Source organism: Ectopseudomonas khazarica (assembly GCF_017915135.1).
Classification (GTDB): domain Bacteria; phylum Pseudomonadota; class Gammaproteobacteria; order Pseudomonadales; family Pseudomonadaceae; genus Aquipseudomonas; species Aquipseudomonas khazarica.
On the sequence record NZ_CP068551.1, the window covers coordinates 3,831,147 to 3,856,564 of the forward strand.

Annotated in this window: 21 protein-coding genes and 1 tRNA gene; 12 read left to right on the top strand and 10 right to left on the bottom strand. The window is 58.1% G+C overall.

What is annotated here, in order from left to right; all coding sequences use genetic code 11:
- Positions 1-136 precede the first annotated feature (136 nt).
- A complete protein-coding gene (locus tag JLK41_RS18100; RefSeq protein WP_280527656.1) occupies positions 137-850 on the bottom strand; it encodes a TrbJ/VirB5 family protein in 714 nt (237 codons plus the stop codon).
- Positions 851-1,332: 482 nt separating this feature from the next.
- Here JLK41_RS18100 and JLK41_RS18105 point away from each other — a divergent pair, with 482 nt between their 5' ends.
- Positions 1,333-1,761 (top strand): hypothetical protein, encoded by a 429-nt coding sequence (locus JLK41_RS18105; protein WP_210389518.1) that lies wholly within the window; start codon positions 1,333-1,335, stop codon positions 1,759-1,761.
- A gap of 99 nt (positions 1,762-1,860) precedes the next feature.
- Here the strand turns inward: JLK41_RS18105 and JLK41_RS18110 are convergent, their stop codons facing one another.
- Positions 1,861-2,844: a hypothetical protein gene (locus JLK41_RS18110; protein WP_210389519.1), complete on the bottom strand. Its 984-nt coding sequence runs from the start codon at positions 2,842-2,844 to the stop codon at positions 1,861-1,863.
- A gap of 131 nt (positions 2,845-2,975) precedes the next feature.
- Here JLK41_RS18110 and JLK41_RS18115 point away from each other — a divergent pair, with 131 nt between their 5' ends.
- From JLK41_RS18115 to JLK41_RS18145, 7 genes are all read left to right on the top strand, one after another.
- Positions 2,976-3,854, top strand: coding sequence for a DUF7828 domain-containing protein (locus JLK41_RS18115; protein WP_210389520.1), 879 nt, complete (start codon positions 2,976-2,978; stop codon positions 3,852-3,854).
- Positions 3,855-3,979: 125 nt separating this feature from the next.
- Entirely contained in the window at positions 3,980-5,134 is a 1,155-nt protein-coding gene (locus JLK41_RS18120) for a Fic family protein (RefSeq protein ID WP_210389521.1), read from the top strand.
- Between the two features lie 3 nt (positions 5,135-5,137).
- The gene (locus JLK41_RS18125) at positions 5,138-6,616 is read left to right on the top strand and encodes a class I SAM-dependent DNA methyltransferase (RefSeq protein WP_210389522.1); all 1,479 of its coding nucleotides are present in this window, start codon (positions 5,138-5,140) and stop codon (positions 6,614-6,616) included.
- On the top strand, positions 6,609-8,333 hold the full coding sequence (locus JLK41_RS18130; protein WP_210389523.1) for a restriction endonuclease subunit S: 1,725 nt from the start codon (positions 6,609-6,611) through the stop codon (positions 8,331-8,333). Before JLK41_RS18125 ends, JLK41_RS18130 begins: the two co-directional genes overlap by 8 nt.
- An 18-nt stretch (positions 8,334-8,351) precedes the next feature.
- Positions 8,352-9,950, top strand: a complete 1,599-nt coding sequence (locus JLK41_RS18135) for an AAA family ATPase (RefSeq protein ID WP_210389524.1) — start codon at positions 8,352-8,354, stop codon at positions 9,948-9,950.
- The gene (locus tag JLK41_RS18140; RefSeq protein ID WP_210389525.1) at positions 9,950-10,759 is read left to right on the top strand and encodes an HNH endonuclease family protein; all 810 of its coding nucleotides are present in this window, start codon (positions 9,950-9,952) and stop codon (positions 10,757-10,759) included. Before JLK41_RS18135 ends, JLK41_RS18140 begins: the two co-directional genes overlap by 1 nt.
- 214 nt (positions 10,760-10,973) lie before the next feature.
- The gene (locus JLK41_RS18145) at positions 10,974-11,459 is read left to right on the top strand and encodes a hypothetical protein (RefSeq protein WP_210389526.1); all 486 of its coding nucleotides are present in this window, start codon (positions 10,974-10,976) and stop codon (positions 11,457-11,459) included.
- 174 nt (positions 11,460-11,633) lie between these two features.
- On the opposite strand, the gene JLK41_RS18150 is transcribed toward JLK41_RS18145, so the two are convergent.
- The 3 genes from JLK41_RS18150 to JLK41_RS18160 form a co-directional block, all read right to left on the bottom strand.
- Positions 11,634-12,716 carry a site-specific integrase gene (locus tag JLK41_RS18150; protein ID WP_210389527.1) on the bottom strand — a complete coding sequence of 361 codons (1,083 nt, stop codon included), beginning with the start codon at positions 12,714-12,716 and terminating at the stop codon, positions 11,634-11,636.
- Between the two features lie 114 nt (positions 12,717-12,830).
- A tRNA-Thr gene (locus JLK41_RS18155) sits at positions 12,831-12,906 on the bottom strand.
- Positions 12,907-12,961: 55 nt separating this feature from the next.
- Entirely contained in the window at positions 12,962-13,804 is an 843-nt protein-coding gene (locus JLK41_RS18160; RefSeq protein ID WP_037056125.1) for a CvfB family protein, read from the bottom strand.
- 241 nt (positions 13,805-14,045) lie between these two features.
- Between JLK41_RS18160 and JLK41_RS18165 the strand changes: the two genes are divergently transcribed.
- The gene (locus JLK41_RS18165) at positions 14,046-14,237 is read left to right on the top strand and encodes a hypothetical protein (protein ID WP_013716575.1); all 192 of its coding nucleotides are present in this window, start codon (positions 14,046-14,048) and stop codon (positions 14,235-14,237) included.
- Between the two features lie 44 nt (positions 14,238-14,281).
- Here the strand turns inward: JLK41_RS18165 and JLK41_RS18170 are convergent, their stop codons facing one another.
- Both JLK41_RS18170 and JLK41_RS18175 read right to left on the bottom strand, forming a co-directional pair.
- The gene (locus JLK41_RS18170) at positions 14,282-15,424 is read right to left on the bottom strand and encodes a PQQ-dependent sugar dehydrogenase (protein ID WP_210389528.1); all 1,143 of its coding nucleotides are present in this window, start codon (positions 15,422-15,424) and stop codon (positions 14,282-14,284) included.
- 87 nt (positions 15,425-15,511) lie between these two features.
- Entirely contained in the window at positions 15,512-16,237 is a 726-nt protein-coding gene (locus tag JLK41_RS18175) for a substrate-binding periplasmic protein (RefSeq protein ID WP_210389529.1), read from the bottom strand.
- Between the two features lie 147 nt (positions 16,238-16,384).
- On the opposite strand from JLK41_RS18175, the gene JLK41_RS18180 reads away from it, so the two are divergent.
- Positions 16,385-17,362 carry a zinc-dependent alcohol dehydrogenase family protein gene (locus JLK41_RS18180; protein ID WP_047586196.1) on the top strand — a complete coding sequence of 326 codons (978 nt, stop codon included), beginning with the start codon at positions 16,385-16,387 and terminating at the stop codon, positions 17,360-17,362.
- 76 nt (positions 17,363-17,438) lie between these two features.
- Here the strand turns inward: JLK41_RS18180 and JLK41_RS18185 are convergent, their stop codons facing one another.
- Complete coding sequence (locus tag JLK41_RS18185; protein WP_210389530.1) at positions 17,439-18,767, bottom strand: spinster family MFS transporter; 1,329 nt, start codon at positions 18,765-18,767, stop codon at positions 17,439-17,441.
- Positions 18,768-19,043: 276 nt separating this feature from the next.
- Between JLK41_RS18185 and JLK41_RS18190 the strand changes: the two genes are divergently transcribed.
- Positions 19,044-21,215, top strand: coding sequence for a hypothetical protein (locus JLK41_RS18190; RefSeq protein ID WP_134677130.1), 2,172 nt, complete (start codon positions 19,044-19,046; stop codon positions 21,213-21,215).
- A gap of 65 nt (positions 21,216-21,280) precedes the next feature.
- On the top strand, positions 21,281-23,461 hold the full coding sequence (locus tag JLK41_RS18195) for a putative bifunctional diguanylate cyclase/phosphodiesterase (RefSeq protein WP_210389531.1): 2,181 nt from the start codon (positions 21,281-21,283) through the stop codon (positions 23,459-23,461).
- Between the two features lie 247 nt (positions 23,462-23,708).
- On the opposite strand, the gene JLK41_RS18200 is transcribed toward JLK41_RS18195, so the two are convergent.
- Complete coding sequence (locus tag JLK41_RS18200; RefSeq protein ID WP_210389532.1) at positions 23,709-24,488, bottom strand: hydroxypyruvate isomerase family protein; 780 nt, start codon at positions 24,486-24,488, stop codon at positions 23,709-23,711.
- Positions 24,485-25,375, bottom strand: coding sequence for an NAD(P)-dependent oxidoreductase (locus JLK41_RS18205; protein ID WP_210389533.1), 891 nt, complete (start codon positions 25,373-25,375; stop codon positions 24,485-24,487). Before JLK41_RS18205 ends, JLK41_RS18200 begins: the two co-directional genes overlap by 4 nt.
- Between the last annotated feature and the right edge of the window lie 43 nt (positions 25,376-25,418).

The following is a 25,418-nucleotide window of genomic DNA, read 5'->3' on the forward strand; positions in this document are numbered from 1 at the left end:
CGCTCCAGATACTCTTGCTGAGTGTATGCCCTTCCATCCAAGATGATTCTTGAGGGATTCTCCACGTATGGAGCGCCCTCTTTGCAGCCCATGAGCAACAAAGTCACCACTACTAGAGGCGTAATTCCTTTCATGCCTACCAGCCCTCACGCTTAACAAACCCACCGGCTTTAATTGCGATTTCTCGCGACTGCTGGTCAAGCACTTCACGTTGACCAGACTGTAGCTGCGCCAACAAAGCTATTTTGTTCTGTTCGTTCTGGAGTAGCATTTGCTCCCCCTGTATCCTGGCTTGCAAATCCTGGATATCTTTCAGCTCCACAGCACTGTTTACTCTTTCTAACAGATCATTCAAAGACCTAAATCTAGCGCTTACCTGGTTATACCCTTGCTCGCTCAGCGAAAGACTCAAAGCATTCTGATGCTGTGAGTCCTGATACACGCGCATGGCATCACCATCGATGGATAATCCAGTTTGCTCAGCACCCCAAATATGCGCCGCATCAAGCACAGCGCTGTAATTTGTTTCCCCCATTACAGATTGCCAATCACCTGCTAGATATCCGTAATCGCTTCTAGACAAACCACCCATTCCCCGACTGCCATTCATGCTGTCATGCGTATCTCGCATCTGCTGGTATTGCTGAACCAGCTGCTCATATTGCGCCTGCATTTCAGCAATTTCCTTCCCCCACTGCACGACGGTTTGTGCAAACTCCGCAACACGCATTCCGTTGGATACACCATCTATTACTGGTATCCCTGCGCGGGCCTCCTGATGCGCAGTTAGCACAGCAACCACCAACCATGCCCCGAAAAACCTCGGCAGTACTTTAGTACAAGCAGTCATAGCCCCTCGCCAATTCAAAAGTCATATCACGCATAGCAGAAATCTAGAACAGTAAACGCGCAACCATTAACCCCGAACACTTTAACGCACATATAAATAATCATAAATAGAGCGTTATTGCTCACTAAATGTATCCGAAATGCTATCGAACTGATCTCTATCGCTAGCCTACTGATCACCAACGGTGTCCAAAACGCTTACTTCTTATATCCGATCTGTTTACTAACGCAACAAAACAGCCAAGCACCGGAGCGGATTAATTTTACTAGTGCAGGATAGGCCGGCGAGCGGCATTTCTGACATAATTGCCAGAATCGCACCCGGCACCTGCTTACAAACGGGCCGTATTTGACAGCTAATAAAATTTTCGCGGACGCGAAAATCTCCGTGTTTTTTTGATTTTTCGCGGACGCGAAAATGACCTCGAAAGCTAACCTAGACCCAGGTAGTTGTTCGCTGAGTACCTTCAAGGAGAAGAACTAATGACCCAAGAAGAGAAAGATCGGCTCTTTGCCCAGTTGTTATCCGAGTACCGAGAGCTATTTGCAGACATGGACGAGCTGAATCGGACGCTCTGGTTTGCAGCTAACGAAGAGAATGAGCTGATGTCATTCATCGTCGAATCAGGAGAAAGTACTGATGAGGCGATGGAGCGCTACAAGGCCAAGCTATTGGCCATCGCTTCGGCGTTGGAGTCCCTACCGTGTGCGTCAACGGAGCGGCACACCATCACCGAACTTCGCGACAGAGCCGTAAGCGTGAGTGTCAGCTGGCCTGCCGAGAAAGCTTTGCTTGAGGGAGATGACTATCTGTCCGACCTTGCCCGAATGAGCCCGCTTGAACTTTCACAGCACGTAGACGAGCTCTACAAGCAAACCATGGAAAGCCTACGCTCGGAAGGCGCAATTTAAATTCCAGCTCGAAATTTTGGCATCAGAACCTTGTGATTTTCGCGGACGCGAAAAAATACGACCAGACAGTCACCGAAGGATTTTCGCGTCCGCGAAAATCTAAAGCTGAAGCCTTGGGCCGATATAAACTCCCGATAGCCTTGCCCGGTCGAAACTAAACACGTGCGCATGCGGGCTTTCACCGCATCGGCCGACAATGGGTACCTGATGATCAGGCTTACCTTCTGCCAGCAAAATCCGGCCGCCACAGAATGGACAGTCACTTGAGAAGCGTACGAACCTGGTCCAGGGCCTTTTCGCATCGTCACGGTACATCTCAAGTTCGGCAGAGTCTTCCTTTAACGAAAGCAAGATCGCCGGTGCTTTTACTACTCGACTTTCTATCAACTGAAACCATGGCTGATGCACGTAGCGCCATATAAACCAAGCCATGAAAGCCACGAAAGCACTGCTTATCAGCTGGCGTAGCGTAAGCGCTTGGTCAAGGGCAGAGAGAGTCCATATCGATGCCAGAACCCAAAGCAACAGAAGCCCCACACCAATCAGTACAGCGCTCAACATCATCACACCGCTCCAACTACGGTTCTCCAGAACTCCTTTGCGAAAAAATGGCCTTAGGAACAATGCCGGCCGAACGTCGCCATTCTCAGTTCTGGTATAGATGATTTGCCCAGGCGACTGCTCTCCGAGCGCGCCGCTTTCACTGTCTCCAATCGGCCGAGTTGCAAGCCAATAGACCTTCTGATTACCTGCCCCACCCTTCCCGTCACTGCTCTCGATGACGGGCAGATGCTTCAACCCCAGTTGCTCCACACGCCGTCGAATAGAGTTCATTCTGGCGTCCATAAATGTCTCTAGCATGGAGCTAGATAGCCATCGAGCAGGGTCACGACCAGTTGCCTTCGCTTTCGGGTCGCATATCTCTAGCAATGTCGCACGGTCAAAGGTCTGAGGGTCTTCGTTGCCTTTTTCCAACGCGATAATGCTAGCTTCCAACAAAACCCGGATCACCTTATAGGCCTTCAAATCATAGGCAGGCGACTGCCGCAGTTCTTCATCTAGGCAACGCACTACGTCCAGCACAAACCCTCCAGAGGCCCTGTAAATAAGGGGCCAAGCATCCCCCGCGAACCCCTTTATGTAGGGTTGAAGGGAGGTTTTAACCTGCTCGAATCATGACTCTTGGAGCCGTCTTAATACCAGAGGCTTAGCCCATGAGCATGTTCGTTGCACTCGATCCAAACGGCCAACTGATCACCATTGAAAACGCCATGCGTGGGCTCGCGTGCAATTGCACCTGCGCATCCTGCGGTGAGCCGGTAGTCGCTCGCAAAGGCCTGATCCGTGAGCATCACTTCTCCCACCACTCGAACAAGGAAAGCTGCTTCATCCAGCGCGAAAGCCTGCTGCACCTGTATGCCAAAGAAGTCATCCGCAACCAGCTCGGCCTGCAACTACCCCCAATGCCTGGCACTTGGCCGGGGAGCGAAGACAAAACTAGCTGGTGGGATTTCGAAAGGGTGGATGAGGAAGTCCCACAGCAAGGATTCCAGCCAGACTTGGTCGCCCAGCTGAGAGATGGCAGTCAGCTATTCATCGAGGTCGCGGTCACCTCGTTCATTAGCGAAGAAAAACTGGAGCGGATCAAAAGCGCCGGTATTAATACCGTCGAAATTGACCTCAGCGAACTGCTGTTCGACAAGCAGCCCATTCCCTCGGAAGAGGTGAAAGCCCATATCCTGGAGCAGACACGCAACAAAATCTGGATTTATCCCGAACCGCCACTAATACCTGCGCAACCGGCAATTGATTGGCAATCCATTGCAGCCAAGCCCCCTGCAGCTGAACCCCAAGCCAAATGTATCGAGCACCGCTATACGATCATGGGGATGTGGTTATCCGCCCGAATACTGCCTACAGGCTCAGTTGCCGTGCGCTCCTGGTCATTTAATCCACAGATCGCTGAGCTGCTTAAATCTTGGCGGAATGAGCTGGGCGGCGAGTATAACCCTAAGTACAGGAACTGGATTTTCTTCCCTCTATCTCGGGAAGAAGTACTAATACGCCTGAAAGAGCTGAATCAACAACCCTGACCAGGCACGCTCATCAAGCCAAACAGACTGGCTTGATGATTAGACAACGAGCCGAATAGCCGGCATTATCAGCTCACACAATGAGCCGAATAGATTCGCTAATCGGCTCACAAATGAGCAAGCCCATGAATGAACCCTTCTGGATCTGGCAGCAGCCCGACTGGCCACACTTCAACTGGGAAGCCGATTCGCTTGCCCCGCTGCTGCGAGCCTGCACCCAGGCCCAGGGGCGCTTGCTCGGAATGCTGGGCGCTGTCGGTAGCGATACCGAAGCACAGAGCAGCCTGGATGTCCTGCTACAGAACATCGTCACCTCATCAGCCATTGAGGGCGAGCAGTTAAATGTCAGCTCGGTCCGCTCCTCCCTGGCGAAGCGGTTGGGGATAAGCGAAGAAGGCCGAGTCAGTGCACGCTCTGAAGGTCTGGCTGAATTACTGCTCGATGCCACCAGCGCACATCAACAGCCGCTTGACCTAAAGAGGCTATATCGCTGGCATTGTTGGCTGTTCCCTAGTGACGATAACCTGCTAGCTCGACCATTACGGGTTGGCATGCTACGTGGCGATGAGCCCATGCAGGTTGTTTCAGGCCGCGTCGACCGTCCTACCGTGCATTACGAAGCTCCACCGCGCGCCGGGCTGGAAACTCAATTGGCCGAGTTCCTCGCTTGGTTCGAGAGCAGCCGCAGCGATGCTGGTCTCGACCCGCTATTGCGCGCAGGTATTGCCCATTTCTGGTTTGTCACGGTGCACCCCTTCGATGACGGCAACGGCCGTCTTACTCGCGCCATCACAGACTTGGCACTGACCCAGGGCGAACAGCAAGCCATCCGGTTTTATGCCATGTCCGCAAGCATCCTCGACGACCGAGCCGGCTATTACCGCATCCTCGAAGCTAGCCAGAAAAGCACGCTGGATATCACTGCCTGGCTGCAGTGGTTTCTCGGCACATTGCTCAAAAGTCTGGAGCAGGCACTTGCCCGAATCGACCGCATACTAGCCAAAGCGCGCTTTTGGCAGGCACACCGCACAGATTCTCTCCCCCCCGAACAGATCAAAGTACTCAACCGGCTGCTTGACGGCGGCGAGAAAGGCTTTGAGGCAGGCATAAGTGCTGCGCAGTACCAATCTGTGGCACAGGTATCTAAGGCCACCGCAACTCGGCATTTGAGTGACCTGCTGGAAAAAGGCTGCCTGCGGCGGCTGCCCGGCGGTGGCCGTAGCACCCGTTATCAGATCAACCAGCCCGGCAGCATCTTGCCTGGCCTCGACACCGAGTAAAACATGATCAATACCGACATCGTCCAGAAACTCTGGAGTCTGTGCGACGTACTGCGCGACGATGGCATCAACTACAGCGACTACGTTACAGAGCTGGTTCTACTGCTTTTTATTAAGATGGAATATGAGCAGGTGCAAAATAACGCCAGCTTCGAACATAAGCTGCCAGACGGCTGCCGTTGGGCAGATCTTACCAGCAAGACAGGTATTACCCGGCTTAACCACTATCGGTATATCTTGCTGGAACTGGGCAAAAGCAGCGATCCAATAATCGCCGCAATCTACGCCGATGCTCAGACCCACATTAAAGAGCCACACCACTTTGATCAGCTCATCAAGAGCCTAGATGCGATCAACTGGTTTAATGCCCGCAAGGACGGCCTAGGTGACCTGTACGAAGGGCTATTAGAAAAGAATGCAAGCGAGACCAAGTCTGGTGCTGGACAATATTTCACTAAGCGCTCGCTGATCGACAGCATCATTCGCGTCATCCGCCCCCAAGCTGGTGAAATAATCCAAGACCCGGCTGCTGGCACAGCGGGCTTTCTTATAGCTGCCGACGCCTACATTAAGCAAAATACCAATGATCACGCCGATCTGGATGAAAAGGCGCGCCATTTCCAACGCAACCACGCTTTCGTCGGCGTCGAGCTAGTACCTGGAACCCGCCGCCTAGCTCTAATGAACTGTCTACTGCATGGCATGGACGGTGATGCTGAAGGAGTGGTTCGCCTTGGCAACACCCTGAGCCACGTAGGAATGAACCTTCCCAAGGCAGACTTAATTCTCTCCAACCCACCGTTCGGCACAGCGAAGGGCGGTGGTGGCCCGACCCGTGACGACCTAACTTACAAGACCAGCAATAAACAGCTGGCCTTCCTCCAGCACATCTACCTGAACCTAAAACCCGGCGGCCGCGCAGCCGTGGTGCTACCGGACAACGTGCTGTTCGAAGAAGGAGTCGGTACAGATGTACGCCGCGACCTGATGGACAAATGCAACTTGCACACGATCCTGCGACTACCCACTGGCATCTTCTACGCTCAAGGCGTGAAGACCAATGTACTGTTCTTCCAAAAGGGAAGCCCCAATAAGCCGCGCAAGCAAAAAGACTGCACCCAGCGTGTATGGGTCTATGACCTGCGCAGCAATGCGCCAAACTTCGGCAAACGCACACCTTTTGTGGCGACTCATCTCAAACCTTTTGAAGACGCCTATGGCATAGACCCCAATGGGAACAGCCCGCGCGCAGAAAATGTTGAAGGTATCGGCGTACTTAGCCGCTTTCGCGTATTCAACCGCGCTGACATTGCTGCTAATGGTGACTCTTTGGATATAAGCTGGCTCAAGGACGCTGATAGCCTTGATGCCCATGATCTGCCAGCACCGGAATTGCTGGCAGAAGAAGTCATGGCCGAGTTGTCCGCAGCTTTACGTGACCTGAATCAACTGATACACGCACTGGATGCCGGGGATGAGTAAGCATCCTGAAGGGTGGGTAATAACCCGTTTAGGCGACATCTGCGACCAGCCCAAACAGCGTGTACCTGCAATAGATGAAGAGTTCACTTATATCGATATTGCAAGCATTAATCGTGACTTAAAAGTCGTGTCCAACCCTCAACACTTGCAGGGTGCTAATGCCCCTAGTCGTGCACGCAAAGAAGTTGAGAGTGGCGATGTTATTGTCTCTATGACTCGCCCTAACTTAAATGCTGTCGCCCTTATTGATACACAGCTTCACGGATCCTTCGCATCCACCGGATTCGATGTTCTCAGACCAATTGAAGTCGATCCCCGCTGGATCTTTGCGGTCGTCCGATCAACTAAATTTATCGAGAGCATGTGTGACAAAGTACAAGGTGCTCTATACCCTGCAATTAAAGCAGCAGACATTAGAGAGTACGAAATTCCTCTACCACCAGTCACAGAGCAAATTCGCATAGCCCAAAAACTTGATGAACTTCTTTCTCAGGTCGACACACTACGAAGGCGAGTCGATGCAATCCCTACATTGCTAAAACGCTTTCGCCAATCCGTCCTCGCCGCAGCGTTTTCCGGCCGGCTGACGGAGGAATGGCGTGCATCACAACCACCATTAAGTAATGCATTTGCACTCCACCAAAGCCTGAAAACCGCGCATGAAAACCAAGGTGGGCATGAACGAAGTAACGCATCCAAGCCCACAGAGAAAGCACATAACCTTACACATGATGGCTTGCCTGCGCACTGGGACATTGCTGAGCTACGCGATATGTGCGCTCCCGGAAGACCAATAACTTACGGTATCTTGAAGCCCGGCCCTGAACTGGAGGTAGGTGTTCCTTACATCCGGGTTGCCGACTTTCCTGGCAACAAATTGGACCTTTCTAAAATCAAAAAGACCAGCCCGGAAATTGATCTTCAATATAAAAGAGCACGACTGGCTGCCGGCGACCTCCTTCTATCGATCAGAGGAAGTGTCGGAAGACTAATTAAAATTCCAGAGCAACTGGAAGGCGCAAATATTACTCAAGACACTGCCAGACTGTCGATTTCCCCTCTGATTTCTACCGATTTTGTTTATTGGGCTCTGCTCGCAGACTCAACTCAGCTTCGTATGAAAAATGCTACTCGCGGTGTAGCCATCCGAGGAATAAATATTGGAGATGTGCGAGCGCTACAAGTTCCTCTTCCTCCAATCGAAGAGCAAAACGAGATCGCCCACCGAATCAAGCAGCTTTTCGACTACGCTGAAAAAGTAGAATCTAAGATTATCATCGCCTTATCTCGTATCGAGGGCCTATCCCAAAGTATTTTAGCCAAAGCTTTTAGAGGCGAGCTAACCACCAACTGGCGCATCAAAAATCACCAACTGATCAGCGGTGAAAACAGCGCAGCGGCTCTACTAGAAAAAATTAGAATCTCGCGCCAAGAAAAAAACAACTCTCCAAGTCCTAAGAAAACTGCCCCGCGCAGAAAGACAAATAAAACCATGGAAAAAGAAATAATTAGTGTTTCAGAAGCCCTTAAAAAAGCAGATAGACCGCTAAGTGGCCAGCAACTTTTAACTGCCACCGGATATCCTATCGATAGCAAAACCGACCAGCTAGAGCAGTTCTTCTTGGACATCCGTAGCGCGATTGATAGCAAACAAATATTTAAGATTAAGCGAGATGATAGCGGACAAGACTGGTTTGCGTTAGTAGAGGCTCGATAGAACATCGAAGGATAGGTTATGAAAGTCGATAAGCTACATATTCGCTCCCGCTTTAAAAACCTAGAAAATACCCTCGTTGATTTTGACGAGGACAACCTAATGACGGTGATTGTTGGGTGCAACGGTGCTGGCAAGTCCAATGTACTGGAAGCGCTAGTAGCTATTTTTCGTAATCTTGACTTGGGCGAGCCACCACCATTCTCCTATCACTTGGTTTATCGACTCGGCCAGAAACCGCAGGGAAAAGACTTAAGTGCGCAATGGATGGAAGTTACTGTTGATGCTGACCCAGCTCGCGGCACTCTAGCAAAACAATATCAAGTAACCATAATAGATTTGCTTACCCGGCAGTCAGGAAATCTTTCAGAAAAAAAAATAACTGGCAAGCCTGTCCCTTTTTCCAAAGTAAAACGAGACAAACATGGCAGCGCCCCTTATTTACCAAAATATGTTTTTGCATACTATTCAGGCCCCAGTGATCGTCTTGAGGGATATTTTAGAAAACACCGCACAGACTTTTATCGCAGACTTCTTCATGACGAGCTAGACTTAAAAGGCGATATTCGCCCACTATTTTACGCTAAGCCTCATCATAGCCAATTCGTACTACTAGCCTTCTTCCTATCTGAAAAAGAAAATCTCGAAAAGTCTTTTCTACGAAAACATTTAGGCATCGTAGGTTTAGACAGCATTCACTTTGTAATGCGCCAACCTGGTTGGGCGAAACAGAAAGGTGAGCTATTCTGGGGCGCGCGCGGCGTAGTACGCCGTTTCTTAGACGAGTTAATAAAACATACTTTATCACCAGTAAAAATCACACGACAAGAAGACACATCGCTCACCGGCAACAACATAAATAATGAGTTTTTCCACTTATTCCTACCCAGCGTATACGCACTGCGCGACTTTGCTAAGGACCTAAGCGCAGACGAATTATTTAAAATGCTAGAGAGCACCTTACTTTCCGAAATAATCTCCGAAGTCAGTATTCGCGTTAAGGTTGCCAACAGTGATGAACCACTTACTTTCCGAGAGCTAAGCGAAGGCGAACAACAACTTCTAACAGTTCTAGGCTTATTGAAATTCACCGGCGGCAAAGACTCGTTATTCTTATTGGACGAACCCGACACTCACTTAAACCCAGCATGGGCGGTAAAGTACCTCAACTTTTTAAGTGACTTTGTTCCTGATCATGAGACCAGCCACTTGCTCATGGTAACTCACCATCCATTGGCAATCGCCGAGCTTGAAAAACAACAAGTTCAAGTTATGTCGCGAGGCGACGATAATAAAATTTACGCTAGGGAACCAGACGAGAGCCCTAGAGGCATGGGCATCAATCTTATTCTTCGTAGCGAAATGTTTGGATTGAAGACCACTCTGGATGACGACACGAACAGAAAATTAACTGCACGCAACGCGCTTGCAGCAAAAGAAAACCTTTCTGAAGAAAGACTCGTACGAGAAAAAGGGTTCAAGCCGGAGACCGATGCAGAATACCTTAAGCGCTTAAATGAAGATCTAGAGAACCTTGGCTTTAACTTAGCTACAGACGACCCTGATTACCTCGACTTCTTACGAAGCAGATACCTCCAAGACAACACGAGGAACTCATAATGCGCTGGATCTGCAAAGATGATATCGAAGAGCGCATAACACAGGCTTGGAGGACTAAATCCGCACAGGCGAAGGCAGCATTGATTGCAGCGCCCGACGCATCCGCGCGCAAAAAGATTCTCAAACAATTAGCGTCATCCGATGTATGGCGCGAATTTTATGAAACTCTGCCAGAGAACCTTAAAAAGAAATGTTGGTACTGTGAGGCTGATGACATTAGGGGCGACATGCCAATCGATCACTTTCGGCCCAAAAACAAAGTTCAGGAAGAGCCCCTGCATGACGGCTATTGGTGGCTTGCCTTTGAGTGGACGAACTACCGTTGCGCATGTACATTTTGCAACAGCCGCCGAAATTTTGATGAAACTCAAGGTGGAAAGGCGTGCCGATTCCCTTTAAAAAACCCTGAAAGCAGAGCATTCAAGCCTGAGGATGAAGCACTTCTTATAGAGGAGCTTCCCGACTTTCTCGATCCATTCAACCCTGATGATGAGAAATTACTTTGGTTCGACAGCGATGGCTTGCCACAGCCAAAACCAGGGGCTAATGAAGATCAAAAGCAAAAAGTCGAAAATTCAATTGATATCTTCCATCTTCATGAGACACGTATTACTCGCGCCAGAAACAAAATTCGCATTGAAGTCGACCATCAAGTGAGAAAAATCCGAAACGGGGATGGGGCTCATGAAGCAAAACTAGCTTTAAGACGCATGATTAGAGATACAGAAAAGCTTTCACGCGCCGCAGTCGTTTATTTGAGCCCACATAGAGATCTTCATGAAATAGAAGAAATACTAAAGATAGATTGACATAGCCCTAGCACAGCATCCACTTTTTATAGTGTACAAAACTTGGTTTTCGACCAGCCTTGCTATTCACTACTTACTATGGCCTGAGGCCAGGCTTTACGTTTTAGCTACAACTAAGCACTCTCCAAAGTTTCCAAGTGCTGCCCCTACAAAATTGAGTCCTATTTTTCTTGAGGTACCGACTATGCAAAGGGAATCAGTATCTAAGAATTGTATGCACGTTCTGCTTGGATCAGCCAAGGAGATGCTCATAGGTATGGTACTTGGCGGCCTACCAGTTATCCTAAACGCCCATTCAGCAGAAAAATTCAAAGAAGCACTAGATATATTGTTGGCGACTCCATTTTTTATATACTACTACGGATGGTTATTTGCTCTTTTAATGGTGCTAGGAGTGATCATTTTCCGCTGGCGGTTTCTCTCAGTTAAGCATCAAGGCTGGTTAGTAAAAATGCACAGATTCGTTAGCGAAGTAGGTGCAGGGCTGCTTACCATCGCACGCACGGGGCTAGGAGCAATGCTAGGCTTCATGATGGTTTGGTATTGGGTCGAGCCGAGCACGCTCAACATGTCTAACTTTGTTCAGATATTACTACTAGCGGTTTTCACTTCTTTCGTTTGTGCATGCCTTTCAGACCTTGACCAGGTACTGAAAGATCCACGTAAGTCCATGCTAGCCAAGACTGATAATTACGGCTGATCGGGGCTACTGTGGAGTACGATACGGTACGCTAGCGGTACAGTAACCAGCTTCTAGAAATTTCGCTAAATTATGCTCAACACCAATAACCACGCTACTTTCAGCTAACTGTACCTGTGCTAAGCTACGCCCGATTTCACTGGGCTTGCAGCGTTTCTAGGCAACTCATAATCCTTAAGTCAGCTTCTTCGCTAGATCCTCTGCTCGAGGATGGTAGTAGCGCATCAGCATGCGAGTGTCCTTATGGCCAGTGATCTTGGTCAGCTCGTGAAGCGGGAAGATGTCAGCCAGCCTTGATGTGGCCTCGTGACGCAAATCGTGGAAACGAAGGTCGGTCAGGTAGCGCCCATCTGGCGCCTCCCCTGCCCTTTTGCACTCGTCCAGGTAAATCGAACGAGCGCGTTTGAGGGCACGATCAAAAGCCTGAGTGACAGTGTCTTCGCGAACATCAAAGACCTTTCCTACCGCAGTCTCCGTCTCCCCACGGACAGACTCCAGCGCTGCAACGGCCTTGGATGAGAGCGGAACATCACGCGAACTGCCATTTTTGGTACTGGGCAGGTGAGCCACCCTCCGCTTGAGGTCGATATGCTCCCAGCGCAGCGACACAATCTCGCCACGGCGCATGGCTGTCTCAATAGCCAGGCAAACGATCGCTGGCAGAATGTCTGACCCTGTAGCGGCCAGAATCCTTTCGACCTCATCCCCCAATCGGCGCGCGCTGCTCGGCGCATCAGCCTGAGAAGGTGCCTGGGTGGAGATACGCCGAGTTCTGGCATTGCTGACCTGGGGTTTACGAATCAACTCAACAGGATTAAGTAGACCTTCCATCCCCCATTCCTTACGAGCGATGGTGAACACGTGCGATAGCACAGCCAGGCGACGCAATACCGTGGCTGACTTATGGGTTTTCAACCACTCATCCCGCAGCTTGGCCAGGTCAGCGCTGCGCACCGCAGCTAGCGGCCTACGGGCTAAGTCGGTGCCCTTCCAGACCACAATCACAGAGCGCTCCTGGACAGCACCCTTTTTGAATGCAGATATCTCCCGCTCGTAACGCTCAAGAGCCTCCGACAGCGATGTAGCTTCAGCCTCAACACGACTGACGAAGACCCCGCGATCAATCTCGGATTCGATCTGGCGCGCCCAGGCTTCTGCCTCAGCACGGGTAGAAAAGGTTTTGACTTGCGCAGGAAAGCCCTTGCGGTTGATGCGAGCCTGCCACTGCAGCTCGCCACGTTTACGGAAAGACGCCATCGACTGCCCTCTAGATCAGATGGACAGAGTAAAGCCAGATGGACAGGATTTGGACAAAAAATCGAAAACGAGGCCAACAAAAAAGGCCAGCATCGCTGCTGGCCTTGATTTTACTGGTGCCGGAGATAGGAATCGAACCTACGACCTTCGCGTTACGAGTGCGCTGCTCTACCGACTGAGCTACACCGGCTACAAGACGCCGGCATTATGCGAGTTGCCGCGCCCGCGCTCAAGTCGCCACGCGCTCAATTGTCGAGCAATTCGATACGGTCGTCGTGGATGCGGATCAGGCCCTGCTTGTAGAGCCCGCCGATGGCCTTCTTGAAGTTGCCCTTGCTGACGCGAAACTGCTCGGCGATCAGCTCGGGCGGGCTCTTGTCGCCCAGCGCCAGCACACCACCCTGCTCGCGCAGGCGCGCGACGATCTGCTCGGCGAGGCCACTGGCGGCCTCACGGCCGATCGGTTGCAGGCTCAGGCTGATCTTGCCGTCGGCGCGCAGTTCCTTGATGTAGCCCTTCTCGCGCATGCCGCTGCGGATGAACTTGAACAGTTCGTTCTTGTGGATCAGGCCCCAGTGCTTGCCGTCGATGATGGCCTTGAAGCCCAGGTCGGTGCGCTCGACCACCAGCAGGTCGACCTCCTGGCCCACCTGATAGTCGGCGGGCACCTGGTCCAGATGGCGGTCCAGCCGCGCAGTCGCGGTGAGACGGCGGGTGCGCTTGTCCAGATAGAGGTAGATCACGCAGTAGTCGCCGATCTGCAGCGGGCGCTTCTCTTCCGAGTGCGGCAGCAGCAGGTCCTTGGGCAGGCCCCAGTCGAAGAACAGGCCGACCCGGTTGATGTCCACCACCTTGAGGCTGGCGAACTGGCCGAGCTGGATCTTCGGCTTCAGGGTGGTGGCGATCAGCTTGTCTTCGCTGTCGAGGTAGATGAACACGTTGAGCCAGTCCTCGACTTCGCTCGGCGTGTCCTTGGGGATGTAGCGCTTGGGCAGGAGGATTTCACCATCCGCACCACCGTCCAGGTACAGCCCGAAGTCGGTGTGCTTGACCACCTGTAGAGAATTCATCCGCCCGATTACGGCCATCGTGTTCCACCTCGCTAAAACAGCCGGCCATTCTACCCGAGTTCGCGGCTCTCCGGGCCTGCCGTGCAGTCATTCGACAGCCGGTCACCGCGAGGCCTAAGTCGCTGGAAAACAAGCCATTAAAGGCGGTGAACAGGGGCCTGCAAGGGCCTTGCACAGGTGACTGATTGGCGATTAACCCAGCAGAATGGGGCTGATTGAGGCATAATGGCCGGCCGCCCATCGAAAAGAGATCAAGGTCATGGCCACCCTTCGCGTCAAGTCGTCCGCCAGCAAAGTCAGCAAGCCGGCTCCAGCAGTGGAAACCCGCGAGTCCATCGAGGCGCAGATTGCCGCCTTCCTGCAGGGCGGTGGCGAGATCCAGCAGATCGCCAAGGGTGTAAGCGGTCAGACCTACGGCGGCACTCGCCAGATCACCATCAGCAAGAAGTGATCGTTCGCGGGTGCGCCTCGCGCACCCGACACCCCTCCCCCGCCTTATTCGCTCGCCAGCCCCAGGCGCAGCAAGCGCCCCTGCGGCGCATCCGTCAGCACGTAGAGATAACCGTCCGGCCCTTGCCGCACGTCGCGTATCCGTGCGTTGAGTGATTCCAGCAAGCGCTCCTCGCGCACGACCCTGTTGCCATCGAGATGCAGGCGAATCAGCGCCTGGCCGGACAGCGCGCCAATGAACAGGCTGTGTTGCCAGGCCGCGAAGCGCTCGCCCGAATAGAACGCCATGCCGCTGATGGCCGGCGACTTCTCCCAGACATGCAGGGGTGGTTCGGTGCCTTCCAGGGTTTTGCCCCGGGCCTCGGGAATCGGCAGCATCGAGTAGTTGATGCCATGCGTCGCCAGTGGCCAGCCATAGTTCTTGCCGGCCTCGGGGATGTTGATCTCGTCGCCGCCGCGCGGGCCGTGCTCGTGGGTCCACACGCGGCCGCTCCAGGGGTTGAGCGCCGCCCCCTGCTGGTTGCGATGGCCATAGGACCAGATCTCGCCGCGGGCGCCGGCACGCTCGACGAAGGGGTTGTCCTCGGGGATGCGTCCGTCCGGGTAGATGCGCACCAGCTTGCCCTGCAGCTTGTCCAGCGCCTGCGCGGTGGGACGGTCGTTGTTGTCGCCCAGGGCGATGAACAGGTGGCCCTGCTGGTCGAACACCAGGCGCGAGCCGAAGTGCGTGCCAGTGGACAGCTTGGGCTGCTGGCGGAAGATCACCGTGAAGTTCTCCAGCGCGCGGCTGTCGGCGGACAGCCGTCCGCGCCCGACCGCGGTGCCCGCCGCACCGTCACCGGCTTCGGCGTAAGACAGGTAGACGAGGCGATCCTCGACGAAGTCGGGTGACAGCACCACATCGAGCAGCCCGCCCTGGCCCACGGCGAACACGCCGGGCACCCCACGCAGCGGCGGCGACAACTCCCCCGTGGCGCTGACTCGCCGCAGCATCCCCGGCCGCTCGCTGACCAGGAAACCCTGGCCATCCGGGAGCACGGCGACGGCCCAGGGATTGCGCAGGCCCTCGGCGACGGTAACGACATTCACGGGCCCCAGTTCGGTGGGCAGCTGGCGCTCCTCGGCAAGGCCGGGCTGGCTGCCGAACAGGGCGAGCAAGGCGAAGGTGGCGAGCGACTTGAGCGGCATCCTGGCGTCTCCATGCAGGTGGCGAGCGAGGCGTCATAGTGCAACAGGCCCTGTCCGCCGGCAGCCGCGCAACAGTTTCCTCAGATTTCAGTCCGCCAGGTAGCGCTGCTCGATGCGCTGGTATTCGCCCGACTCGCGCAGTTTGCGCAGGCCCTCGTCGAAGCGCTGGCGCTGTCGATCCAGGCGGAAGCCGACCCGGTACGGCGTGGGTGGGAATATCTCGAACCAGGACAGCGCCTGCGTCACGTCGACCTGGTCGGCCACCTCGCGATTGAAGTAGCGGAGGATGCGCTTGTCGCCCACCACCACGTCCACACGGCCGCTGTAGAGCAGGCGGTTGCGGTTGATCTGCAGGGCCTCCTCGCGGTAGCGCGGGTTGCTCAGGGCCATGCGCTCGAACTCGGGGCCCAACAGCAGCCGCGCACGCTGGAAGGCGCTGACCGAGTAGTTGCCGAGGTCGGCGATGTGCTCGATGCGATAGCCGCGGCTGGCCAGGGCCACCGCCACGTTGTGGTAATAGATGTAGGTCTGCGAGTAGTAGGCCTTCACGCCACTGCGCTGGTGGGTGGTGGCGATCGCGTCGATCTCGCCACGGCGCAGCATCAGGTGCAGGCGCTCCATCGGCGCATAGTAGACGGTGACCTCGAAGCCGGCGTTCTGCGCGGCGCGCTCGATCAACTCGTACTCCAGTCCACGCCGCTCGCCCTCGTAGATGTAAGGCGGTTTGTGCGTGCCGAAGCCAACGTTCAGCACATCTGCCGGCGCCGTCAGGCTCAGGCATGCCAGTGCCGCTGCTACACACCATCTGAACATCACGGTCCCCGCTGTCGGTCCAGCTGAGCATAGACGGCTCGCGGGAGCCATCACCAGAGTGGATGCAGGTCGATTCACTCCGTTGTGCACTATCGCGACTAGACTGGCTCCACGCATTTCTGCGCCTGCCTTCTGGAGACCCTGACCATGCTCAAAGCCGAATACCAACAGCGCGGCCCGGTGCCGCAAGACGTCATCAGCGCGGTTGCCCTGCAACTGCCGGAGCCTGCCGCTGGGCAGGTGCGCGTCAAGGTGCTGGCGGCGCCGATCAACCCCTCCGACGTGCTCACGCTGACCGGTGCCTACGGCATGCTGCCGCCGCTGCCTGCTGTCGGCGGCAACGAAGGGGTCGGCAAGGTCGAGGCGCTCGGTGCCGGCGTCAGCCAGTTCAAGGTTGGCCAGACCGTGCTCCTGCCGGTCGGCAGCGGTACCTGGGTCAGCGCCATGAATGCCCCGGCGGACAAGCTGATCCCCCTGCCGGACGCCGATCCGCTGCAGTTGGCCATGCTCACCGTCAACCCGCCGACCGCCTCGCTGCTGCTCAGCGAGTTCGTCGACCTCAAGCCGGGTGACTGGGTCATCCAGAACGCCGCCAACTCCGGCGTTGGCAGCTACCTGATCCAGCTGGCCAAGCTGCGCGGCTTCAAGACCATCAACGTGGTGCGCCGCGAGTCGGCGGTCGCCGGCGTGGAGGCCGAAGGCGCCGATCTGGTGCTGGTGGACGGGCCGGACCTGGCCAAGCGCGTGCGTGCGGCCACCGGTGGTGCCGAGGTGCGCCTGGGTATCGATGCGGTCGGCGGCGTCAGCACCGACAACCTGGCTGCCGTCCTGGCCAACGGTGGCGTGCTGGTGAACTACGGCATGATGAGCGGCCAGGCCTGCCAGGTGTCGCCGGCCTCGTTCGTGTTCCGTGACGTGACGCTGCGCGGCTTCTGGCTGGCCAAGTGGTTCCAGCAGGCCAGCCCGGCGCAGCAGATGAAGGTGTTCGGCGAACTGGTGCAGCTGATCGCCAGCGGCAAGCTGAAGACCCGTGTCGCGGCGACCTACGACCTGGAACACATCAAGGATGCCGTGGCCGCAGCCGCCAGCGGCGAGCGGGACGGCAAGATCCTCCTGGTGCCCTGAGGCATCCGGCGACAGCCCTGCATGGCGCATCCACGGATGCGCCAGTCTGCCGGGTGCGCTGCGCGCAGCTTCTGTCTCAGGCCGGCACCGCCCCGCCCAGGCCCTCGCGCATGCGCACGGCGTCCATCTGGAAGCAGCGCGCAGCCTGCAGCAATGCCAGCAGCGTCAGCAGCAGCGCCACCGGGATCAGCAACATCGCATCATGCAGGCCGACGGCCTTGAAGGCCTCGGTCATCTCGCTGGCGCCAGCGGCCTGCATCGCCGCCTGCGCGTAGTGATCCGACAGCCAGCCCACCGCCAGTGGCCCCAGCCCCCCGCCCAGCAGGTACAGGCCGGCGAAGAACAGCGCCATGGCCGTGGCACGCAGACGCGGCTCGATCACGTCCTGGATCGCCGTGTAGACGCAGGTGTAGAAGTTGTAGGAAAACAGCCAGCCGAGGCTGAACACCGCGACGAACAGCGCCGTATCGATGCGTCCCGCAGTCAGCGCCCACGCGCTGCAGAGGCAGGCCACCAGCATGCTCAGCGCGGCGAACAGCAGACGGCCATTGGCCCAGCGCTGGTGCACCTTGTCCGCCACCCAGCCGCCCAGTGTCAGGCCGACCAGCCCGGTCAGCCCGACGATCACCCCGGTGGCCATCGCCGCCTGCTGCAGGCCCAGGCCGAAATAGCGCTGCAGCATCGGCACCATGAAGGCATTGCAGGCATAGGCGGCGAAATTGAACGCCAGCCCCGCCAGCACCAGCCACCAGAAGGTGCGGATCGCCAGCACCTTGCGCAGCGGTTGCTGCACCGCGGCGCTGCTGACCGGCATGCTTTCCGCAGCGCCCCGCGCCGGCTCGCGGATGAAGAACAGGAACAGCGCGAGAATCAGCCCCGGCAGCGCCGCGATGAGAAACGGCGCCCGCCAGCTGCCGAAGGCCTGCACCATCGCGCCGATGCTGAAGAACGCCAGCAGCAGGCCCAGTGGCAGGCCGAGCATGAAGATGCCCATGGCCCGTGCGCGCTTGTGCGCGGGGAACAGATCGCCGATCAGCGAGTTGGCCGCCGGGGCGTAGCTGGCCTCGCCGATGCCGACGCCCATGCGGATCAGCAGGAAGCTCCAGAAATTCCAGGCCATGCCGTTGAGCGCCGTCAGGCCGCTCCAGGCCGCCAGGCCCCAGCCCATGATCTTGCGCCGGGCGCCGGTGTCGGCCATGCGCCCGAGCGGGACGCCGGCCAGCGCGTAGACGATGGTGAACGCGGTACCGATCAGGCCGAGCTGCAGGTCGCTCAGGCCCCACTCCAGGCGGATCGGCTCGATGATGATGGCGGGAATGGTGCGATCGAAGAAGTTGAACAGGTTGGCCAGGAAGAGCAGGAACAGAATGCGCCAGGCATTCGCGGCTTGCTGATTGGGCTGCACGGCAAGGTCTCCATGTTGTTGTCCGCGTGCGGCCTACTGCGGTGGCGCCTACCTTGGCAGCACCGACCGAACGCTGAGTGATGCGCAATCTAGAGGCTTTGCCTGGCTTTGTCTGCGACCATTCGCTTGATTTATGCAGATCGATGGGAGCGACGGCCAACCAGCGCCAATATCCGGCCGAACAACGCAAAGTGTTTTTTTCCGTGCTAGAACCAATGGGACTGGTCATTTCATGGCCAATGGCCAACATCCCACTGACTCGCCGGACTGTCGCTGATGAAAACTAAAAAAGACGCCGTAGCCCCCGCCAAGGAAGCCACCCTGGCCGATCTCGCCGACACCCTGCTGGCGCCATCCGCGCTGGCGGTGCAAAGCGACACTGGCGAGCAGTACCTGTACTTCACCGAACGCGACATCGAGCGCATCCTCGACAACCTCGATGGCCTGCGCAACATGGTGTTCCCCCTGGGCGAGCCACTGGACGACAGCGAGTCGAGTCGCATCCAGCAGTTCCCCTCAGTGTGCCTGATCGGCCTGGGGCGCTGCGGCTCGAACATCGCCCTGGACGTCGCCTCGCTGGTCTACAACGCCCGCCAGTTCTACCTGGAGGAGTTTCACAGCGAAGCCACGGCGGCCATCGAGCAGGCCTCCCGTCCCAGCCGCTGGATTCGCAGCAACCTGCTGCGCGCGCCGAGCAAGAGCAGCAAGCCGGTGTTCCTGATCGAACCGCTGGTGATGCTCGGCGACCTGGACAAGGACATCGCCGGGCGCATCCGTTTCTCGCGCAAGGGCGAGATGAGCGGCTTTCTCGACGACTACAGCAAGATGAAGATCATGGACCTGTCCGAGGTGCATGCCGGTGGGGCCGGCAACGCGCCGATCCTCGGCCAGTACCTGGCCAAGATCATCCTCAACAAGGACACCCAGCGCTTCTCCAACGAAGACTGGAAGTTCATCCACAGCTACCTGATCGACTCCTGCGGCATCAAGGCCAACCAGTCGCGGCTGTACTTCTATATCTTCAGCGCCGGCGGCGGCACCGGCTCCGGCATGGCCTCGGAGTTCGGCCTGGCGCAGCAGTTCGCCTACATGAGCAAGACCTTCGACAGCAAGGCACCGGAGGACGCCGAGACGGAGCGCGATCGTGGCTTCGTCTTCGAGCCGATCTTCACCAGCGGCATCTGCATCCTGCCGAACATCTCCGACCAGCGCAGCGAGATGTCCGAGGCTCTGCACATCAACGCCGGGCGCCTGCTCTGCAAGTACCTGGCCGAGGAATGGGACTTCTCCTACAACTTCGACAACGAGCAGAACAGCGCCGAGAGCGTGATGCGCCGCATCCGTCCGTGGAACGCCATGATGCTGATCTCCAACGACATCATGCGCTACGCCGAGGAAAGCGGTGACGGCAGCATCCACAACATCGACGTGACCGCCATGGAGCGCCACGCCAACCAGTACATCTCGCAGCAGATCTTCAACATCCTCACCGCCCAGGCAGTGACCAGCGACTACGACCAGAACTACTTCCGCCGCGCCGGCATCGACATCGGCGAGACCATCCGCCTCGATGCCAACGACCTGTTCATGAGCCTGGCAGGCCCGGTGGCCGTGGCCTACGCCGAATCCGTGGTACCCGAGCAGCACGCCCAGCTGTCGGAGAAATTCCGCGTACTGGACAAGGAGCAGCACCCGCCCCGGCTGAACATCGACGACCTGTTCTTCCGCTCCATCGACCTGCCGCATTTCAACAAGGTCACCCAGGCCATCGAGGGCATCAGCCTGCTGCCGATCGAATCCAAGCGCTACCGCCAGGCCCTCGAGCAGTACAAGGCCAGCGGCTACGACGCGGCGCAGCTGAGCGACCTGCACTTCTTCAAGAACTGCTCGTCGGTGGTGTCCATCGTCTCCCTGCCCAAGGACTACAAGCTGTCCTACATGGACCTGAACCGGCTCAAGACCCACCTCAACAACCTCTTCCCCAACACCACGCTCAAGCGCTATGCGCTGGTGATCGGCGCCTCGGCCAACCTCTCGCTGACCACCCTGATCGTCAAGAGCCCCTGCCTGTCGGACGATTTCCTGACCCTGATCGTCGCCTACATCAAGCGCTGCTTCGCCCGCGACCAGTACCGTTTCGACGACAGCCTGGACGACGCCATGCTCGACTTCATCGTCGCCGAGCGCTTCAACGAGGCGCAGCTCGACGCCATGCTCAACGAACACGAGGACCCGGCGAAGATCCTCGACACCAACTGGTACGCGATCAAGCCGATGTACGAGAAGAAGTACCGCGAGCTGATCCACGATGCCGAGAAGTTCGTCTCGATCAACGACATCCGCCTGTCGCGCGAGAGCGTCAAGCAGGCGATCAAGTACCTGCGCGAGATCTACCGCCATCGCATCGGCAAGACCCGGGTGATCTCGCTCAACGACTACGGCAAGTAGGCCGTAACGGCGAGCCTGTGCTTCACTGAACCGGGCACGCATACCGCAGGCAAGCGGGGGTGGTAATGGAAGGACTCTCGATCAGGTTCCTCGGTGACCTGCCCGTTCAGGGGCAGCTCCTGCTGGACTGCAGCCATGACCCCTGGCTGGTGCTGCTGTCGTACGTCATCGCCACCATCGGCAGCCTCAGCACGCTGACCATCACCAAGCACCTGGAGCAGGTTCACAGGCGCAGCATGCGCCTGATCTGGGGCCTGGTCGGCGGGCTGTGCCTGGCGGGCGGCATCTGGTCCATGCACTTCATCGGCATGCTGGCGTTTCAGGCCCCGGTGGTCATTCACTACCACCTGGCCACCACCGCACTGTCGCTGCTGGTGGCGCTGGCCGCCGCCCTGCTCGCGCTCTACTGCATGAGCATGGCGCAGGCCGGCGTGGGCCGGCAGTTGCTGGCGGCCCTGATCATCGGACTGGGCATCACTGCCATGCACTACAGCGGCATGGCCGCCATCCGCTCGCCGGCGCACGCCTACTACCATGGCGGCCTGTTCAGCCTGTCCATACTCATCGCCATCAGCGCCAGCTTCGCGGCGCTGCTGATCGACCGCTACGTGCGCGTCGGCTCGCCCAGACAACAGCGCTGGATGCGCTGTTGCGCGGCCCTGGTGATGGGCGCGGCCATCGCCGCCATGCACTACACCGGCATGGCGGCGCTCAACCTCGTGGTGCCGGATGGCACGCCCCTGCAGTTGCGCAGTGCCGACAACAGCCTGCAGCTGGGGCTGATCGTCGCCTCGATCACCCTGCTGATCCTGGGCCTGAGCCTGGCGGCCGCGTGGATCGGGCACAAGCTGGATGACAAGGACCGTGACCTGCAACGGGTGAACAGCCTGCTGGTGCAGCTCGACCAGGCCAAGGCCTCGCTGGAACAGGTGGCGCACTATGACCCCCTGACCGAGCTGCTCAACCGCCGAGGCTTCAACCGGGTCTTCGCCGCCGCCCTCGAGGAGCATGCGGTGACCAACCGCAGCCTGGCGGTGATGTTCCTCGACGTCGATCACTTCAAGCGCATCAACGACAGCCTCGGCCACGACGCCGGTGACGAGCTGCTGCGCATGGTCGCGCAGCGCATCCGCCTGGCGCTGCGCGAGCGTGACATCATCGCCCGCTTCGGTGGCGACGAGTTCTGCGTGGTCGCCAGCCTCGACAGCAATTCCGACCCGCGTGCCCTGGCCAATCGCATGCTGGAGCAGATGAAAGAGCCGATCAGCCTGGCCGGGCGCAAGATCGTGATGACCACCAGCGTCGGCATCAGCCTGTTCCCGCAGGACGGCAGCAATGCCGACGAGCTGCTCAAGCATGCCGACCTGGCGCTGTACCAGTCCAAGGGCAGCGGTCGCAACGTGGTGCACTTCTTCAACCCGCACCTCAAGCAGAAGGCCTCCTTCGAGCTGCAACTGGAGGAAGACCTGCGCCTGGCCCTGCAGCAGGACAGCGGCCTGCTGCTCTACTACCAGCCGATCATCGACCTGCGCAGTGGCGCGCTGAGCAAGCTGGAAGCGCTGGTGCGCTGGCACCACCCGCAGCACGGCCTGCTCACGCCGGACCGCTTCATCGCCATCGCCGAAGCCAATGGCTTCATCGACCTGCTCGACCACTGGGTGCTGCGCAGCGCCTGCCTGGACCTCAACAACCTCGAGCACATGGGGTATTCCGGCCTGAAGATCGCGGTCAACTGCTCGGCACTCAACCTGGGCACCGACCAGTTGCCTGGCCGCATCGAACAGCTGCTGCGTTCGACTCACTGCCCGGCCCATTGCCTGGAACTGGAGGTCACCGAGAGCGCGTTGCTGAGCAACATCAACCGGGCCATCGGCCTGCTGGAAAGCATCCGGGCGCTGGGCTTGAGCCTGTCCATCGACGACTTCGGCACCGGCTATTCATCCCTTGCCTACCTGCGCCGCCTGCCGCTGGACACACTGAAGATCGATCGTTCGTTCATCCAGGACGTGGTCAACTCCAGCCCGGACCGCGAGATAGTCCATGCCATCATCGCCATGGCCCACGCCCTGCACCTGAAGGTGGTCGCCGAAGGCGTGGAAACCGTCGAACAACTGGCCTTCCTGCAGGAACGCGGCTGCGATCAGGTGCAGGGCTACCTGTTCAGCAAGCCGGTGCCGCTGGCCGAGATCATCTCGCTGTTCCCGCCGCACTACCGGCCCCTGGAGCGGGTAGCGAGCGGTTCCTGAGTCCTCACGCCCTGGGCAGACGCTCGCCGCTGAAGCGCCTCCCTCAAGCAGCCATGCAAACCCCGTAGGAGCGGCTTCAGCCGCGAAACGTACACCTCACGCCAGCGAACGTAGGGTGGATCACGCTTCACCGATCCACCGTTGCGGTGGACGTGAAAAGCGACGTCCACCCTACATTCCCGGATTTCATCTGGGCTACGGGGCGGGTCGTAGGAGCGGCTTCAGCCGCGCTCCAGGCAGCTCGCCCTCAAGCCCTGAACGCCGGCAACCAGCCCAGGCTGGCCTGCGTACCCGCTTCTCCTGGCTTGTACTCGGCGCCCAGCCAGCCGTCATAGCCGCTGTCACGCAGCGCGCTCAGCAGCGGCGGGAAGGCCAGTTCCCCGGTACCCGGCGCACCCCGCCCCGGCACATCGGCGAACTGCACATGGCCGATACGCCCGGCCAGCAGGCGCACGCCGGCGGCGACGTCCAGCCCCTGCCGGGTCATGTGGTAGAGGTCGTACTGCGCCGCCAGATTGGGGTGATCCACCGCGCGCAGCAGCTCATCCAGGTGCTCCGGCGTGTTGATCAGGAAGCCCGGCATGTCGATGGGGTTGATCGCCTCCACCAGCACCCGGATGCCCAGCACGGCGAATGCCTCGGCACTCTTGCGCAGGTTGGCGGCCAGGCAGTCCAGCGCCTGCTCGCGGCTCACGCCCTCGGCCAGGCGCCCCGGCAGCACGTTGACGCACGCCGGGCGGACCATGGCCGCGTAGCTCAGCGCCTCCTGCAGGGCGGTATCGAACTCGGCCTGGCGCGCAGGCACGCCGGCCAGGCCCGGGCCGCCGCTCATCAGGTCGCCAGCCGGAACGTTGATCAGCAGCAGCGGCAAGCCGCTGAGCGCCAGCACCTCTTTCAGGGCGATGGCCGGCAGTTCGTAGGGGAACTGGATTTCCACGCCGTCGAACCCTTCACGCATCGCCGCCAGCACACGCTCGCGCAGCGGCAGCTCGGTGAACAGCATGGACAGGTTGGCGGCGATCTTCATGGGCATTGCTCCCGCAGCAGCTCCACCAGCGTGGCCGGGTCGCGCTCGAGAAAGCCCTGGCTGCCGTGCAGGCGCATCAGTTGCGCCGCCAGGCCGCTCATGGGCGTGGCGCCGCCCTGCTCGCGCGACAGCTTCACCGCCGTGTCGAGATCCTTGAGCAGCGTGCGCACGTGCCACTTGATCGGTTCGAACTGGCTGGCCGCCATCTGCGGCGCCAGGATCTGCAGCGGCTTGGAATCGGCGAAACCGCCCGCCAGGGCCGGCGCGATCTGGCTGGCATCGACCCCGGAGCGTTCGGCCAGCGCCACCACCTCGGCGATCACCAGCGCGTTGCAGGCCACGATCATCTGGTTGCACACCTTGGTCACCTGCCCGGCACCGACGTCACCCATGCGCGTCAGGCGCTGGCCCAGGTGCGCCAGGATCGGCCGCACCCGTTCCACGTCCTCGTCGCGACCGCCGGCCATGATCGCCAGGCTACCGGCCTCGGCGCCAGGCGTGCCGCCGGACACCGGCGCGTCGACCCAGCGCATGCCGCTGCGCGCCTCCAGCTCGGCGGCCATCTCCCGCGTGGCGGCCGGGTCCAGGCTGGAGAAGTCCACCAGCAACTGGCCCGGGCGCGCGCCCTCGACTATCCCGCCGGGGCCGAACACCACGTCGCGCACCACCTCGGTATTGGCCAGGCAGAGCATCACCACGCTGGCATCGCGGCACAGCTCCGCGGGGTTCTCCACGCGATGCGCCCCCAGCTCCAGCAGCGGCGCACATTTGTCCGGCGAGCGGTTCCACAGGGTCAGCGAGTAGCCGGCAGCGAGCAGGCGGCGGGTCATCGGCAGGCCCATCAGGCCAATGCCGGCAAAAGCCAGGGCGGGCAGCGTTGCAGTCATCGATCAACTCCAGGCAGTTCGTATCCAGCGCGCATCTTAACCC

Bases quoted from the DNA above. Each gene is read 5' to 3' on its own strand.
- JLK41_RS18125 (WP_210389522.1), top strand. From the start codon at position 5,138: ATGATCAATACCGACATCGTCCAGAAACTCTGGAGTCTGTGCGACGTA.
- JLK41_RS18120 (WP_210389521.1), top strand. From the start codon at position 3,980: ATGAATGAACCCTTCTGGATCTGGCAGCAGCCCGACTGGCCACACTTC.
- JLK41_RS18175 (WP_210389529.1), bottom strand. From the start codon at position 16,237: ATGTTCAGATGGTGTGTAGCAGCGGCACTGGCATGCCTGAGCCTGACG.
- JLK41_RS18160 (WP_037056125.1), bottom strand. From the start codon at position 13,804: ATGGCCGTAATCGGGCGGATGAATTCTCTACAGGTGGTCAAGCACACC.
- JLK41_RS18190 (WP_134677130.1), top strand. From the start codon at position 19,044: ATGAAAACTAAAAAAGACGCCGTAGCCCCCGCCAAGGAAGCCACCCTG.
- JLK41_RS18200 (WP_210389532.1), bottom strand. From the start codon at position 24,488: ATGAAGATCGCCGCCAACCTGTCCATGCTGTTCACCGAGCTGCCGCTG.
- JLK41_RS18105 (WP_210389518.1), top strand. From the start codon at position 1,333: ATGACCCAAGAAGAGAAAGATCGGCTCTTTGCCCAGTTGTTATCCGAG.
- JLK41_RS18130 (WP_210389523.1), top strand. From the start codon at position 6,609: ATGAGTAAGCATCCTGAAGGGTGGGTAATAACCCGTTTAGGCGACATC.
- JLK41_RS18150 (WP_210389527.1), bottom strand. From the start codon at position 12,716: ATGGCGTCTTTCCGTAAACGTGGCGAGCTGCAGTGGCAGGCTCGCATC.
- JLK41_RS18205 (WP_210389533.1), bottom strand. From the start codon at position 25,375: ATGACTGCAACGCTGCCCGCCCTGGCTTTTGCCGGCATTGGCCTGATG.
- JLK41_RS18195 (WP_210389531.1), top strand. From the start codon at position 21,281: ATGGAAGGACTCTCGATCAGGTTCCTCGGTGACCTGCCCGTTCAGGGG.
- JLK41_RS18140 (WP_210389525.1), top strand. From the start codon at position 9,950: ATGCGCTGGATCTGCAAAGATGATATCGAAGAGCGCATAACACAGGCT.
- JLK41_RS18145 (WP_210389526.1), top strand. From the start codon at position 10,974: ATGCACGTTCTGCTTGGATCAGCCAAGGAGATGCTCATAGGTATGGTA.
- JLK41_RS18135 (WP_210389524.1), top strand. From the start codon at position 8,352: ATGAAAGTCGATAAGCTACATATTCGCTCCCGCTTTAAAAACCTAGAA.
- JLK41_RS18115 (WP_210389520.1), top strand. From the start codon at position 2,976: ATGAGCATGTTCGTTGCACTCGATCCAAACGGCCAACTGATCACCATT.
- JLK41_RS18100 (WP_280527656.1), bottom strand. From the start codon at position 850: ATGACTGCTTGTACTAAAGTACTGCCGAGGTTTTTCGGGGCATGGTTG.
- JLK41_RS18170 (WP_210389528.1), bottom strand. From the start codon at position 15,424: ATGCCGCTCAAGTCGCTCGCCACCTTCGCCTTGCTCGCCCTGTTCGGC.
- JLK41_RS18180 (WP_047586196.1), top strand. From the start codon at position 16,385: ATGCTCAAAGCCGAATACCAACAGCGCGGCCCGGTGCCGCAAGACGTC.
- JLK41_RS18165 (WP_013716575.1), top strand. From the start codon at position 14,046: ATGGCCACCCTTCGCGTCAAGTCGTCCGCCAGCAAAGTCAGCAAGCCG.